Annotated in this window: 15 protein-coding genes; 4 read left to right on the forward strand and 11 right to left on the reverse strand. The window is 74.2% G+C overall.

Annotation, left to right across the window (positions count from 1 at the left end; translation table 11 throughout):
- Positions 1–30: 30 nt before the first annotated feature.
- The 6 genes from BN344_RS03295 to BN344_RS03320 all read right to left on the reverse strand — a co-directional run bounded on the left by BN344_RS03295 (position 31) and on the right by BN344_RS03320 (position 5899).
- Positions 31–765 carry a histidine phosphatase family protein gene (locus BN344_RS03295; protein WP_231486463.1) on the reverse strand — a complete coding sequence of 245 codons (735 nt, stop codon included), beginning with the start codon at positions 763–765 and terminating at the stop codon, positions 31–33.
- Positions 762–1190, reverse strand: a complete 429-nt coding sequence (gene rsfS, locus BN344_RS03300) for a ribosome silencing factor (RefSeq protein ID WP_040336974.1) — start codon at positions 1188–1190, stop codon at positions 762–764. The genes BN344_RS03295 and rsfS overlap by 4 nt, the downstream gene beginning before the upstream one ends.
- Entirely contained in the window at positions 1187–1936 is a 750-nt protein-coding gene (nadD, locus tag BN344_RS03305; protein ID WP_231486465.1) for a nicotinate-nucleotide adenylyltransferase, read from the reverse strand. The genes rsfS and nadD overlap by 4 nt, the downstream gene beginning before the upstream one ends.
- 332 nt (positions 1937–2268) lie before the next feature.
- The gene (locus BN344_RS03310; protein WP_081788332.1) at positions 2269–3705 is read right to left on the reverse strand and encodes a vWA domain-containing protein; all 1437 of its coding nucleotides are present in this window, start codon (positions 3703–3705) and stop codon (positions 2269–2271) included.
- Complete coding sequence (locus BN344_RS03315) at positions 3705–4592, reverse strand: AAA family ATPase (RefSeq protein ID WP_040336976.1); 888 nt, start codon at positions 4590–4592, stop codon at positions 3705–3707. The genes BN344_RS03310 and BN344_RS03315 overlap by 1 nt, the downstream gene beginning before the upstream one ends.
- A 38-nt stretch (positions 4593–4630) precedes the next feature.
- Complete coding sequence (locus BN344_RS03320) at positions 4631–5899, reverse strand: glutamate-5-semialdehyde dehydrogenase (RefSeq protein WP_231486467.1); 1269 nt, start codon at positions 5897–5899, stop codon at positions 4631–4633.
- Between the two features lie 85 nt (positions 5900–5984).
- Between BN344_RS03320 and BN344_RS03325 the strand changes: the two genes are divergently transcribed.
- Genes BN344_RS03325 through BN344_RS03340 form a run of 4 tightly spaced genes read left to right on the forward strand, consistent with a single transcriptional unit; the run spans position 5985 to position 9253 of the window.
- On the forward strand, positions 5985–6992 hold the full coding sequence (locus BN344_RS03325; protein ID WP_040336977.1) for a metal ABC transporter substrate-binding protein: 1008 nt from the start codon (positions 5985–5987) through the stop codon (positions 6990–6992).
- The gene (locus BN344_RS03330; protein WP_040336978.1) at positions 6992–7807 is read left to right on the forward strand and encodes a metal ABC transporter ATP-binding protein; all 816 of its coding nucleotides are present in this window, start codon (positions 6992–6994) and stop codon (positions 7805–7807) included. Before BN344_RS03325 ends, BN344_RS03330 begins: the two co-directional genes overlap by 1 nt.
- Before the next feature lie 7 nt (positions 7808–7814).
- On the forward strand, positions 7815–8837 hold the full coding sequence (locus tag BN344_RS03335) for a metal ABC transporter permease (protein WP_040337883.1): 1023 nt from the start codon (positions 7815–7817) through the stop codon (positions 8835–8837).
- A complete protein-coding gene (locus BN344_RS03340) occupies positions 8834–9253 on the forward strand; it encodes a Fur family transcriptional regulator (RefSeq protein ID WP_040336979.1) in 420 nt (139 codons plus the stop codon). The genes BN344_RS03335 and BN344_RS03340 overlap by 4 nt, the downstream gene beginning before the upstream one ends.
- Before the next feature lie 12 nt (positions 9254–9265).
- On the opposite strand, the gene def is transcribed toward BN344_RS03340, so the two are convergent.
- From def to rplU, 5 genes are all read right to left on the reverse strand, one after another.
- Complete coding sequence (gene def, locus BN344_RS03345) at positions 9266–9748, reverse strand: peptide deformylase (RefSeq protein ID WP_040336980.1); 483 nt, start codon at positions 9746–9748, stop codon at positions 9266–9268.
- A gap of 12 nt (positions 9749–9760) precedes the next feature.
- Positions 9761–10888, reverse strand: coding sequence for a glutamate 5-kinase (proB, locus tag BN344_RS03350; protein ID WP_040336981.1), 1128 nt, complete (start codon positions 10886–10888; stop codon positions 9761–9763).
- Positions 10885–12387 carry a GTPase ObgE gene (gene obgE, locus BN344_RS03355; protein ID WP_040336982.1) on the reverse strand — a complete coding sequence of 501 codons (1503 nt, stop codon included), beginning with the start codon at positions 12385–12387 and terminating at the stop codon, positions 10885–10887. The genes proB and obgE overlap by 4 nt, the downstream gene beginning before the upstream one ends.
- 75 nt (positions 12388–12462) lie before the next feature.
- Positions 12463–12720: a 50S ribosomal protein L27 gene (rpmA, locus tag BN344_RS03360; RefSeq protein WP_014375373.1), complete on the reverse strand. Its 258-nt coding sequence runs from the start codon at positions 12718–12720 to the stop codon at positions 12463–12465.
- 7 nt (positions 12721–12727) lie between these two features.
- Entirely contained in the window at positions 12728–13039 is a 312-nt protein-coding gene (rplU, locus tag BN344_RS03365; RefSeq protein WP_040336983.1) for a 50S ribosomal protein L21, read from the reverse strand.
- Positions 13040–13345 lie beyond the last annotated feature (306 nt).

A 13345-nucleotide genomic window follows, 5' to 3' on the forward strand; every position in this document is an offset into this window, starting at 1 on the left:
AGCGGTCGGTCCGCGGGGGGTGGAACACGGTCAGGCGACGGCGTCGGCGTCGCCGATCGGGCCGGAGCCGCCCTCCTCCGGGCTCGCGCCCGACCGCACGACGGCGCCGTCCCCGGGCGCCGTGGCGACCCGGGTGGCCGACACGTTGTGCTTCATCAACCGCCAGCTGCCGGACTGCTCCACCAACTCGCTCCAGGCGCAGTTGGCCAGCGGCCCGAACACCCGGCGCTGCTCGCGCCCGAGACCCAGCAGCCGCTCGATCAGCCGGCCACTGGTACCACCGTGCGTGACGACGACCGCCACCGGTGCGGGCGGCAGATCGGCCAGGGCCGCGAGCGCCCGCTCGGCGACCTCCTCGGGGTCCTCGCCGCCGCGGCCGCGCACGGGTCGGCCGGCGAGCCAGTCGGCGTACTGGTCGGGGTGCCGTTCGGCGACCTCGGCGCGGGTGAGGCCTTCCCAGCTGCCCATGCCGTGCTCCCGCAGCCGGGGGTCGAGCCGGACCTCCACACCCAGGAGCCCGCCCAGCGCCGCGGCGGTGTCGGCGGCGCGGGAGAGATCGCTGGAGACCACCGCCGTGTCCGCACCGAGCTTCGCGGAGGCGACCAGGTGCGGCGCGGCGTCGACGGCCTGGCGCCGGCCGACGTCGTCCAGCGGCGGGTCGAGCCGTCCCTGGAAGCGGCCGCTGGCGTTCCACTCCGTGCGGCCGTGCCGCCAGAGCAGCAGCCGGCCGACCGGCAGGGAGGGCAGCCCCTGGGGGTGGCTCACCGGTCGGAGTCGTCCTCGGCGGGCGACGCGTCGTCCGCCGCGGTCTCGGATGCCTGCGCCGGGCGGTCGCGATCGACGAAGGGGATGGTCGGGCAGTCCTTCCAGAGCCGCTCGAGGGCGTAGTAGGCGCGCTCCTCCGCGTGCTGGACGTGCACCACCACGTCGACGAAGTCCAGCAGCACCCAGCGGGACTCGGCCACGCCTTCGCGGCGCACCGGCTTGATGCTGTGCTCGCGCAGTCGCTCCTCGACCGCGTCCACGATGGCCTGCACCTGACGCTCGTTGGGCGCCGACGCCAGGACGAAGGCGTCGGTGATCGCGAGGCGGTCGCTGACGTCGACGATCGAGACGTCGGTGGCGAGCTTGTCGGCAGCCGCCTGAGCTGCGAGCAGCGCGGTTTCCCGCGCCTCGGCCGAGGCGGTCATCTGGGTACCTCCGAGAAGTCGGTTCGTGAGTCGGGGTCGGGTGCGGGACCGGAGGGCGCCGGTGGGCGGTCGTAGGTGGGCCGGTCGCCTCGCGGGGCGCCGTCGGGGGAACCGTCGTCCTCCCCGCCGCTGACCGCCGCCGGTGCACGGCGGCGCAGGCCCTCCCGGTAGAGGCCCCGCTTCTCGATGTACTGCACCACGCCGTCGGGCACGAGGTACCAGACCGGCATGCCCCGGGCCACGCGGCCGCGGCAGTCGCTGGAGCTGATCGCCAGCGCCGGGATCTCGACCAGGCTGACCCGGCCGGCGGGAAGGTCGGAGTCGGCCAGCGTGTAGCCCGGGCGGGTCACCCCGATGAAGTGGGCGAGTTCGAAGCACCGGTCGCCGTCGCGCCAGGTCATGATCTGCGCCAGCGCATCGGCGCCGGTGATGAAGAAGAGCTCCGCGTCCGGCCGCTGCGCGCGCAGGTCCACGAGGGTGTCGATCGTGTACGTCGGTCCGCCGCGGTCGATGTCGACCCGGCTGACGGAGAACCGTGGGTTGGAGGCGGTCGCGATGACCGTCATGAGGTACCGGTCCTCGGCAGGGCTGACCTGGCGGTCGCTCTTCTGCCACGGCTCCCCGGTGGGCACGAAGACGACCTCGTCCAGCCCGAAGAGCCCTGCGACCTCGCTCGCGGCCACGAGGTGCCCGTGGTGGATGGGATCGAACGTCCCGCCCATCACACCGATCCGCCCACCTGTCACCGGTCGAGCGTATCCGTGCCGACCGGAGCCGGTCCTGACCGGACCGGCCCCGGCACGACGGAGCCGCCGCGCTCCCGGATGCCGGGGGCGCCACGGTCCGCGGCGACCGGCTCCCCCGTGCAGCCGGTCGCAGGCGTTGCCGCCCTCTCGCGGTGGACGGTGTCGCTGCCACGCACCGACACCGCGCTGCCCAACGGCTCGACCGCCCCGGTGGTTACGCGCTGGTTCCGATTCACCGGTGTGGGCGTCGGCACAGGCCCTCGCCGGGCCTGCCGGCCACGGTCAGGTCGGCCAGTCGACGAGCCGACGGGCCCCTGCCAGGAGGTGTTTTCTCAGAGGGTGGTGATGAAGTCGGCCAGCTGGGCGGCGTTGCGGCACTCGACCATGTCGATGACCTCGCCGTACCGGTCGGCGGCGGAGTCCCCGCTCCCCCATTGGGCGCGCGGCTCCGGGTTCAGCCAGTGCGCCGACCGCGCCTTCTGGACCAGCCCGGCCAGCACGGGCACGCCCGCCGGTCGGTAGTTCGTCCGCCCGTCGCCCAGGACCAGCAGCGACGTCTTCGGCCCGACCGCCGCGGCGTACCGGTCGGCGAACACCTCCAACGCGGTGCCGTAGTCGCTGTGCCCGTCGAACGCCACCACCTGCGCCTCCTGCCCGATGCGGGTGACGGCGTCGGCGACGTCGGCCCCCGGGCGGAAGAACCGGGTGACCTCGTCGGTCGAGTCCACGAACGCGAACGCCCGCACACCGGTGAAGTGCTCGCGCAGCGCCTGGGTGAGCATGAGCGTGAAGTGGCTGAACCCGGCCACGGAGCCGCTGATGTCGCAGAGGACCACCAGCTCGGGCTTGTGGATCTTGCGCGGCCGGTGGTGGGTCACGACCGGGACGCCCCCGGTGCCCAGCGACGCCCGGACCGTCTTGCGGAAGTCCAGCCGGCCCTGGCGCCCCATCTTCCGGCGCGCCGACAGCCGGACGGCGAGCCGCCGCGCGAGCGGGGCTACGGCGCGGCGGAGCTCGGCGAGGTCGGAGGACTGCGCGCGCAGGAAGTCGATCTGGTCGGCCAGCGGGCGCACGGCGTTCTTCGCGACCTTGTCCCGCCCCTTCTCCGCGGCCGTCCGCCGCCGGACCTCCGCCTCGACCGCCGCCTTGAAGGCGTCGAGGCGCTCGCGGATGCCCCTGCGTGCGACCTGCTCGTTGAGTCCGCCCCGGTCGCCCTCGGCGAGCAGGCCCGCGAGCAGCTGGGAGACGAGGGTGTCCGGCGACAGCGACCGCATGACCCGGTAGCTGAAGTACGACTGCCCCGACGGGCTGGGCTGTCCGCGCCCGAGCCGGTCGACGGCCTGGCGGGCGAAGCGGCGCAGGTCCTCGTCGTCACCCTCCAGCAGCAACCGGAGCAGCTCGTCGCGCATCCGCTTGGCGGCCTCGGCGTCGTCCATGCGGGGCGAGTCCGGCGAGTCGCCCGGCTCCCCGCCCTCCCCCGGCTCGCCCTCGCCGTCGGCCTCGACCACCGGCCGGTCGGTGAGCGGCCACCACAGGTCGAACAGCACGTCGTAGGTGGGGCGCTGCGCCGCGCGCTGCAGGAGCACCGCCGCCAGCCCGTGCCGCAGCTGCTCCCGCTCCAGCAGGTCGACGACGGTGAGGATCTCGGCGGCGTCGACGGCCTGGCTGATGCCCACCGGGATCCCGGCCTCGCGCACCGCGCGCACGAAGCCGTCCAGGTGCCCGGCCAGCCCGCCGGGCTCGCCCGCGCTCACCGCCACCGCGCCCATCAGTTCAGCCGCAGCTCGGCAGCGGCGCGGGTCTGGTCGCTCGCGTGCTTGAGCACGACGCCGAGGGTCGAGGCCACCGCCGGCTCGTCCAGGGTGTCCAGGCCCAGTTCCAGCAGCGTCTGCGCCCAGTCGAGCGTCTCGGAGATCGACGGCGACTTCTTGAGCTCCATCGCCCGGAGCGCCCGCACGGTGCGCACCAGCTGCTCGGCCAGCCCGGGCGCCAGGTCGGGGACCCGCGAGAGGACGATCTCCCGCTCCCGCTCGGCCGACGGGTAGTCCAGCGCGAGGTAGAGGCAGCGCCGCTTGAGCGCCTCGGAGAGCTCCCGGGTGGCGTTCGAGGTGAGCACCACCATCGGCCGGCGGGTGGCAGTGATCGTGCCGAGCTCGGGGATGGTCACCTGGAAGTCCGACAGCACCTCCAGCAGCAGGCCCTCGACCTCGACGTCGGCCTTGTCGGTCTCGTCGATGAGCAGCACGGTGGGGTCGGTGCGCCGGATGGCGGTCAGCAACGGACGGGAGAGCAGGAACTCATCACCGAAGATGTCGTCGTGGACGGTGTCCCAGTCGGCGCCGCCGTCGGCCTGCGACGCCTGGATGCGGAGCAGCTGCTTCTTGTAGTTCCACTCGTACAGCGCGCGGGCCTCGTCCAGGCCCTCGTAGCACTGCAGCCGGATCAGGTCCGAGCCGGTGGCGGTGGCCAGCGCCTTGGCGAGCTCGGTCTTGCCGGTGCCCGCGGGGCCCTCGACCAGCAGCGGCTTGCCGAGCCGGTCGGCCAGGAAGACCGTCGTCGCGATCTGGGCGTCGGGCAGGTAGCCCGCCTCGCTCAGCCGCTTGCTGACGTCGCTGACGGAGGAGAAGTGCGGGGACTGCGACGGCGGACGGGGCAAAGCAAGCTCCTGGGGCGGTGGGACGGACCGGGGCCCGTTCAGCGGATGTGACCTCGGCCGGTCACGACGTAGGTGGTCGAGGTGAGCTCGGGCAGCCCCAGCGGGCCACGCGCGTGCAACTTCTGGGTGGAGATGCCGATCTCGGCGCCGAAACCGAACTCGCCGCCGTCGGTGAACCGGGTGGAGGCGTTCACCAGCACGGCGGCGGCGTCCACACCGGCGGTGAAGGCGGCGATGGCGGCGGCGGAGTCGGCGACGATCGCCTCGGTGTGACCGGTGCTCCACCGCTCGATGTGATCGAGGGCCTGCGGGAGGTCGTCGACGACCCGCACGGCCATGTCCATCGACAGGTACTCGGCGGCCCAGTCCTCGTCGGTCGCCGGGACGACGCCCCCGAGATCGGAGCGCGCGGCGGCGTCGATCGTCCCGGGGTCCCCGTGCAGCGCGACACCGGAGCCAGCCAGGGCCTGCAGCAGCCGCGGCAGGTGGGGGTAGTCGCGGTGCACCAGCAGCGTCTCGGCGGAGTTGCAGACGCTCACCCGGTGGGTCTTGGAGTTGAGCACGACCGCCTCGGCGATCGCCGGGTCGGCCGAGGCGTCGACGTACACGTGGCAGTTGCCCTCGCCGGTCTCGATGACCGGCACCCTCGACTCGCGCACCACCCGCTGGATGAGGGAGGCGCCGCCGCGCGGGATGACGACGTCGACGTGCCCGCGGGCGTTCAGCAGCTCGCCGACCGAGGCGCGATCGGCCGGCAGGAGCTCCACGAAGCCGGCCGGCAGCCCGGCCTTCTCCCCCGCCTCGGTGAGGACGGCCACGAGCGCGGTGTTGGTGCCGAACGCCGACGCGGACCCGCGCAGGAGTGCTGCGTTTCCGCTCTTGAGGCACAACCCCGCGGCGTCGACGGTCACGTTGGGGCGCGCCTCGTAGACGATCCCGACGACGCCGAGCGGCACCCGGACCTGGCGCAGCTCCAGCCCGTTGGGCAGCCGCGACCCGCGGACGACGTCGCCGACCGGGTCCGGGAGGGCGATGAGCTGCCGCAACGCGGCGGCCACGCCCTCGATCCGGCCCACGTCCAGGCGGAGCCGGTCGAGGATCGCCTCGGACGTGCCGGCCTCCCGGGCGGCGCCGACGTCGGCGGCGTTCGCGGCGAGGATCTCGTCGGCTCGCTCCACGAGCGCCTCGGCCATGGCGGCGAGCGCCGCGTCCTTGGCGTCGGTGGGCACGGTGCGCAGCACACGGGCGGCCGACCGCGCGCGCAGGGCGGCGGCGCCGATCAGCGGCAGCCCGGTGACGTCGAACACGTACGCAGAGTACGCGCAGCCGCCGGTCCGGTGATGCGACCACCGACCGCACCACACGGACGGGTCCTGTGTGAGAATGGTTCTCATGATCAGTACGCCGGCCCGCTTGATGGGCACCGCCCTCACCTCCGTCGCGCTCCTCCTCACGTCGGCCTGTGGTGACGGGGAAGGCGGCGCCGGGGACGACGGCCTGCAGGTACTCGCCGGCTTCTACCCGCTGCAGTGGGCGGCCGAGCGGGTCGGCGGTGACCGGGTGTCGGTCAGCGCCCTCACCCCGCCGGGCGCCGAGCCGCACGACCTGGAGCTCACCCCCCGGGCCGTCGCGTCGATCGAGGACGCCGACCTGCTCGTCTACCTGGCCGGGTTCCAGCCGGCTCTCGACCAGGCCGCGGAGGCAGCGGGCGGGGACCAGGCCTGGGACGTCGGCAGCGCCGCGGACCTGCTCTCCGGCGAGGGCCACCACCACGACCACGATGACGAGCACGGCGACGAGCACGGCCACGAGGACGACGAGCACGCCGACGAGCACGAGGAGGAGGACGACGGGCACGGCCACGAGAACTCCGGGGACGCGGCCGTCGATCCGCACTTCTGGCTGGACCCCACCCGCCTGGCCGACGTCGGCGACGCCCTCGCCGACCGCCTGGCCGAGGAGGACCCCGACGGCGCCGGCACCTACGCGGCCAACGCGGCGGCGCTGCGCGCCGACCTGGAGCAGCTCGACGGCGAGCTGAGCGCCGGCCTGCAGAACTGCGCCGTGGACACCGTCGTCACCGCCCACGACGCCTTCGGCTACCTGGCCGACCGCTACGGTCTCGACGTGGTCGGGATCAGCGGGCTGAGCCCCTCCCAGGAGCCCCAGCCGGCCCAGCTCGCCGAGATCTCCCGGCTGGTGGCCGACCGGGGCGTCACCACCGTGTACACCGAGACCCTGGTCGACCCGGCGGTCGCCGAGACCGTGGCCGAGGAGGCCGGGGTCCGCACCGCCGTCCTCGATCCGCTCGAGGGGCTGACCGACCGGTCGGCCGGTGACGACTACCTGGAGGTCATGCGCGCCAACCTGGCGACACTGCAGCAGGGCCAGTCCTGCTGATGGCACCCACTCCGCCCGCGATCCGGCTGCGCTCGGCCAGCATCGGCTACGGGGACGTGGCGATCGTCCGGGACGCCGACCTGACCGTCGCGGCCGGCGAGGCGGTCGCCGTCCTCGGCTCGAACGGGTCGGGCAAGACCACCCTGGCCCGCGGCCTGCTCGGCCTCGCCGCCGTGCTCGACGGGGAGGTCGAGGTGCTCGGCGCCCCGGTGGGCCGGCTGCGCGAGCGGGGCCGGGTGGGCTACGTCCCCCAGCGGCACACGGTCAGCGGCGCGGCGCCGGCCACCGTGCGGGAAGTGGTGGCGGTCGGCCGCCTGGCCCGCCTCGGACTGCTGCGCCGGCTGGGCGCCGCCGACCGCCGGGCGGTCGCGGACGCGGTCGCCGCGGTCGGCCTGGCCGACCGCATGGACTCCCCCGTCGCGTCCCTCTCCGGCGGCCAGCAGCGGCGGGTCCTCGTGGCCCGCGCGCTCGCCGCGGAGCCGGAGCTGCTGATCATGGACGAGCCGACCGCCGGCGTGGACTCCGCCAGCCAGGACGCGCTGGCCGGCGTGCTGGGGCGCGTCGCCGCCGCCGGGACGACGTTGCTCGTCGTCACCCACGAGGCCGGACCGCTGGCCGGGGTGCTGCGCCGCGCGGTCATCGTGGAGTCGGGGCGGATCACCTACGACGGTCCGCTCGCCGGGGCGCAGGAGGAACCGGGCGGCGGGCACCACCACGCCGACGGGACCGGGGAGCCCACCGGGCGCCCCGGGTACCGGCTGGACCAGCCGACGGTCACCGCGCCGTCGATCCGGCCACGGACGCCAGGAGCCTGACGTGGAGATGCTCGACTACGCGTTCATGCAGCGGGCGCTGCTGGCCTCGCTCATGGTCGGCCTCGTGGCGCCCGCGGTGGGGGTCTTCCTCGTCCAGCGGCGGCTGTCCCTGCTGGGCGACGGGCTGGGGCACGTGGCGCTCACCGGCGTCGCGATCGGCGTCCTCACCTCCACCGCCCCGGTCGGCGCGGCCCTCGTCGCCGCCGTCCTGGGCGCGGTGCTCATCGAACTGGTGCGCGCCCGTGGGAGAACCAGCGGGGACGTCGCCCTCGCCGTCCTCTTCTACGGCGGGATCGCCGGCGGCGTGGTGCTGCTGAGCCTCGCGCCCGAGGGACAGGCGACGAACCTCGACGCCTACCTGTTCGGCGCCATCACCACCACCAGCACCGCCGACGTGACCGTCTTCGCCGTCATCGCCGTCGTCGTGCTGTCCGTCGTCGGCCTCCTCGGGCAGCGGCTGTACGCGGTGAGCGACGACGAGGAGTACGCCCGCGCCGTCGGGCTGCCGGTGCTCGCCCTCAACATCGTGCTGGCCGCTCTGGTCGCCTCGACCGTCGTGCTGTCCATGCGCGTCGTGGGCCTGCTGCTGATCAGCGCGCTGATGATCCTGCCGTGCGCCGTGGCCCAACTGGTGGCGCGCAGCTTCCGGCAGGCGGTCTTCCTCGGGTGTGCGATCGGCCTGGTCGTCAGCGTGTCCGGGACGGGGATGTCGTACTACACCGGCACCCCCTCCGGCGGCACGATCGTGCTGCTGGCCATCGCGATCTTCCTGCTCGGCACCACGGTGGTGACCGTCCGCGAGGCGACCGCCCGCCGCCGGCACCGCCGCCGGACGGGCGTGCACGAGGCCCATCCGCACGAGCACGGCGAGAACTGCGGGCACGAGCCGGTCGCGCACGGCGACCACGTGGACTACGACCACGACGGGCACCTGCACGCCCCCCACCACACCGGCGCGGGGCTGCACTACGACGAGCACGGTGAGCACTCCGTGCCCGCACCGCAGTCCGGCACGGGGAGTGCCCGGTGAGCCGCTCCGCCGCCACCGATCCGCCCGCACGGCCGCCGACGCGGCAGCGCAGTGCTCTCCTGGCGCTCCTGGAGGACCTCGACGGCTTCCGCACCGCCCAGGAACTGCACGGCCTCCTGGCCGATCGCGGGGAGCGCGTCGGGCTGGCCACGGTCTACCGCGGTCTGCAGGTGCTCGTGGAGGACGGGCGCATCGACGTCCTGCGCGGCGACGACGGCGAGGCCGCCTACCGCCGCTGCTCCACGGTGCAGCACCACCACCACCTGGTCTGCCGCGACTGCGGCCGGGCCGTGGAGGTCGCCGACCCGCCGGTGGAGCGCTGGGCGGGCCGGGTGGCCACGGAGCACGGGTTCACCGACGTGCGGCACCGGGTCGAGCTCTTCGGCACCTGCGCCGACTGCTCGACCGGGGACTGACCCCGCGGCGGGTCAGCGCGAGCGGAGCGCGCGCAGCGCGGACTTGCGCGCCTCGCCGGTGAGCCGGTCCAGGAAGACCTTGCCGTCGAGGTGGTCGACCTCGTGCTGCAGGCACCGGGCCATGAGGCCCTCGCCCTCGAGCCGCAGCGGCTCGCCCCGGACGTCGAACCCGTCGACGACGGCGTGCTGAGCCCGCACCGTCGGCGCCCAGATGCCGGGCACGGACAGGCAGCCCTCGTCGCCGTCCTGGATCTCCTCGGACAGCTCGGTGATCACCGGGTTCACCATGTGCCCGATGACGCCGTCGATGTTGTACGAGAAGACCCGGACGCTCACGCCGATCTGCGGGGCGGCCAGCCCGGCCCGGCCCGGGTGGTCGACGGTCTCCTCGAGGTCGCGGACCAGCGTGGCCAGCCAGCCGTCGAAGGCGCGCACCTCGTCGGCCGGCGTGCGCAGGACCGGATCACCGAGCTCTCGGATGGGACGGATGGTCACCGGAGCAGTCTCTCAGCCGGTCTCTCGGCCGCCGACCAGCACCATCTCGTCGCGGTGGACGACCTCGCGGCGGTACTCCGGCGGCAGGTCGCCGCTCTTGCGGCCCAGCAGTGCCGGCAGCTCGGTGGCGTCGTAGGCGACCAGGCCGCGGGCGACGACCGAGCCGTCGAGTCCGACCAGCTCGACCGGGTCGTCGGCCACGAACTCGCCGGACACCGCGGTGATCCCCGCGGCCAGCAGGGAGGCGTGGCGCTCGCGCACGGCCTGGACCGCGCCGTCGTCCAGGGTCAGCCGGCCGCGCGGGCGGCTGGCGTAGCGCAGCCAGAACTGGCGCGCGCTGGGCCGCCGGCCCATCGGTCGGAAGAACGTGCCCACCCGCTCCCCCGCCAGCGCCGCGCCGGCCTGGGCGGCCGACGTGACGACGACGGGGACGCCGGCGTGCGCGGCGAGCAGGGCGGCTTCCACCTTGGTCGCCATGCCACCGGTGCCGACGCCGTTGCGCCGGGCCGAGCCGAGCGTCACGGCGGCCAGGTCCCCGGGGGCGTCCACCGTGTCCAGCAGCGCGGCAGGACCCGAGCGCGGGTCGCCGTCGTAGACGCCGTCGACGTCGGAGAGCAGCACCAGCGCATCGGCCTGGGCGAGGTGGGCGACCAGCGCGGCCAGCCGGTCGTTGTCGCCGAACCGGATCTCCTCCGTCGCCACCGTGTCGTTCTCGTTGACGACCGGCAGCACGCCGAGGGAGAGCAGGCGCTCGACGGTGCGGTGCGCGTTGCGGTAGTGGCTGCGCCGGGTGAGGTCGTCGGCGGTGAGCAGCACCTGGCCGACGGTCACGCCGTGGGCGGCGAAGGCGTCGGCGTAGGTCTGCACCAGCCGGAGCTGCCCGACGCTCGCCGCGGCCTGGGCGGTGGCGAGGTCACGAGGCCGCCCGTCCAGGCCGAGCGGGGCCAGGCCTGCCGCGATCGCGCCGGAGGAGACGAGCACGACCTCGCGGCCGGCGGTCCGGGCGGCGCCCAGGACGTCGACCAGCGCGGTCAGCCGCTCGGTGTCCAGCCCGCCCGGCACCGTGGTCAGCGAGGAGGACCCGACCTTGACCACGACGCGGCGGGCACCGGCGACGGTGCCGCGGTCGGCCGTCGTCACGGGACGTCGTCCTGCGCCTCGGGCGGCAGGTCCTCGTCGGTCCACGTCTCCTCGCCGAGTTCGTAGGGGATGCGGCGGGCCCGCTTGGCCGCCAGTCGTTCCTCGGCCCGCACGCGGTGCGGGGCGTCGATCCGGGCGTCCGTGCCGCGGCCGCCCAGGCCCGCGGATTCCTCGACCGTGAGCGTCCCGGCCGGCAGCGTAGGCATCCAGTCGAAGGTCACGCCGCCGATGGTGACCGCGTCGCCCGGCAGGGCGCCGGCCTTGGCGAGCTCCTCCTCGACCCCGAGCCGGTTGAGCCGGTCGGCGAGGAAGCCCACGGCCTCGTCGTTGCTGAAGTCGGTCTGCCGCACCCAGCGCTCGGGCCGGACGCCGTGCACGACGAAGCCACCCGTGTCGAACTCGGTGTCCCGCTCGACGGTGAACCCGGTGTCGTCGACCGCCTTCGGGGTGACCGTGACACGGGCCGGCTCCATGGGCGGCAGGCTCGCCCGGTGCGCCTCGACGGCGGCGGCGAGCGCGAAGCCGAACTCCTTGAGGCCCTCCCCGGTGGCCGCGCTGACCGGGTGGACGTCCAGCCCGCGCTCCTCCAGCGAGGTGCGGACGAGATCCACCAGCTCGCGGGCGTCGGGGACGTCGATCTTGTTCAGGACGGCGATGCGCAACCGTCCCACCAGGTCGAGCTCGTCGCCACCGTATTCGGCCAGCTCGTGCTCGAGGGCCGCGATGTCGTTCTCCGGGTCGCGTCCGGGCTCCATCGTCGCCATGTCGACGACGTGCACCAGGACGGCGCAGCGCTCGACGTGGCGGAGGAACTGCACACCCAGGCCCTTGCCCGTGGAGGCGCCCGGGATCAGGCCGGGGACGTCGGCCATCGTGTAGACGGTGTCGCCGGAGCGGATCACGCCGAGGTTGGGCACCAGCGTGGTGAACGGGTAGTCGGCGATCTTGGGCCGGGCGGACGACATCGCCGCGACCAGTGACGACTTGCCCGCCGACGGGAACCCGACCAGGCCGACATCGGCGATGCTCTTGAGCTCGATGACCGCGTCGAAGGCTTCGCCGGGCTCGCCGAGCAGCGCGAAGCCGGGCGCCTTGCGGCGGGAGTTGGCCAGTGCGGCGTTGCCGAGCCCGCCCTTGCCGCCCTTGGCGAGCACGACGCGCGTGCCGGCGCCGACGAGGTCGGCGATGACCCGGCCGTCCGGAGTGCTGACGACGGTGCCGGCGGGGACGCGCAGCACCTTCTCCTCGCCGCGCGCGCCGTGCCGATTGCTGCCCTCGCCGGGCCGGCCGTTGCCGGCCTTCTGGTGCGGTCGGTGGTGGAAGTCCAGCAGCGTGTGCACGCTGGGATCGACCTCGAGGACGACGTCGCCGCCGTCGCCGCCGTTGCCGCCGTCGGGTCCACCGAGGGGCTTGAACTTCTCCCGGTGGACCGAGGAGACGCCGTGCCCGCCGTTGCCCGCGGCGACGTGCACGACTACCCGGTCGACGAATGCGGCCATGTCAGTTCACCCTCGAAGCGCCACGAGCGCACGGACCGTCCGGCCCGTGCGCTCGTGAGCGGATCGTTCGGGTGACTAGGCCTCGACGGCGGTGATGGAGACGGTCTTCCGCCCCCGCCGCGTGCCGAAGGTGACCGAGCCCGGAGCGAGCGCGAACAGCGTGTCGTCGCCACCGCGACCGACACCCAGGCCCGGGTGGAAGTGGGTTCCGCGCTGACGCACGATGATCTCGCCGGCCTTCACCACCTGGCCGCCGAAGCGCTTGACGCCGAGGCGCTGCGCGTTCGAGTCGCGACCGTTGCGGGAGGACGATGCGCCCTTCTTGTGTGCCATGTCGGCGTCAGCCCTTCGAGATGTCGCGGACCACGACGCTGGTCAGGGGCTGACGGTGCCCCTGCCGCTTGTGGTACCCGGTCTTGTTCTTGAACTTGTGGATGCGGATCTTCGGGCCCTTGGCGTGCTCGACGATCTCGCCGGTCACGGTCACCTTCGCGAGGGCCGCGGCGTCGCTGGTGACGGTGTCGCCGTCGACCAGCAGGATCGCCGGCAGGGCGACGCTGTCGCCGGCCGCACCCTGCAGGCGGTTGATCGTGAACGTGTCGCCCACGGCCACCTTGTGCTGGCTGCCACCGGCCTTCACCACTGCGTACACCACTGACTCCTCGTTAGCTTGTTCGTGTCCAGCTGTCTGTCCGGCGCGCACGACCGATCGGGCGCCGGGTGCTGGACGGGCTGCGGACGCCTGACCCGGCGGCACCCGGAGGCGCCCGCGCGGTGGCGATGCAACCCGACCAGCGTACCCGAGCGGCGCGGGGCCGGTCGACACCGGCCGATCAGGCGTTCGTCACTCCCGCGACCGTCAGGAGACCGGCGGTCCGGCCGGCCGGCTGGCCGCCCGCCGACGGCGCGGTCGCCCACCGGAGCGGCCGCCTCCTCGGCGGGCGCGGGGTCCTGGGGC

It is taken from the genome of Candidatus Blastococcus massiliensis AP3 (genome assembly GCF_000582785.1).
Taxonomy (GTDB): domain Bacteria; phylum Actinomycetota; class Actinomycetes; order Mycobacteriales; family Geodermatophilaceae; genus Blastococcus; species Blastococcus massiliensis.

Excerpts from the sequence above, each read along its gene's own strand:
- BN344_RS03330 (WP_040336978.1), top strand. The coding sequence starts at position 6,992 with ATGGCACCCACTCCGCCCGCGATCCGGCTGCGCTCGGCCAGCATCGGC.
- BN344_RS03335 (WP_040337883.1), top strand. The coding sequence starts at position 7,815 with ATGCTCGACTACGCGTTCATGCAGCGGGCGCTGCTGGCCTCGCTCATG.
- BN344_RS03310 (WP_081788332.1), bottom strand. The coding sequence starts at position 3,705 with ATGGGCGCGGTGGCGGTGAGCGCGGGCGAGCCCGGCGGGCTGGCCGGG.
- BN344_RS03325 (WP_040336977.1), top strand. The coding sequence starts at position 5,985 with ATGATCAGTACGCCGGCCCGCTTGATGGGCACCGCCCTCACCTCCGTC.
- rpmA (WP_014375373.1), bottom strand. The coding sequence starts at position 12,720 with ATGGCACACAAGAAGGGCGCATCGTCCTCCCGCAACGGTCGCGACTCG.
- obgE (WP_040336982.1), bottom strand. The coding sequence starts at position 12,387 with ATGGCCGCATTCGTCGACCGGGTAGTCGTGCACGTCGCCGCGGGCAAC.
- rsfS (WP_040336974.1), bottom strand. The coding sequence starts at position 1,190 with ATGACCGCCTCGGCCGAGGCGCGGGAAACCGCGCTGCTCGCAGCTCAG.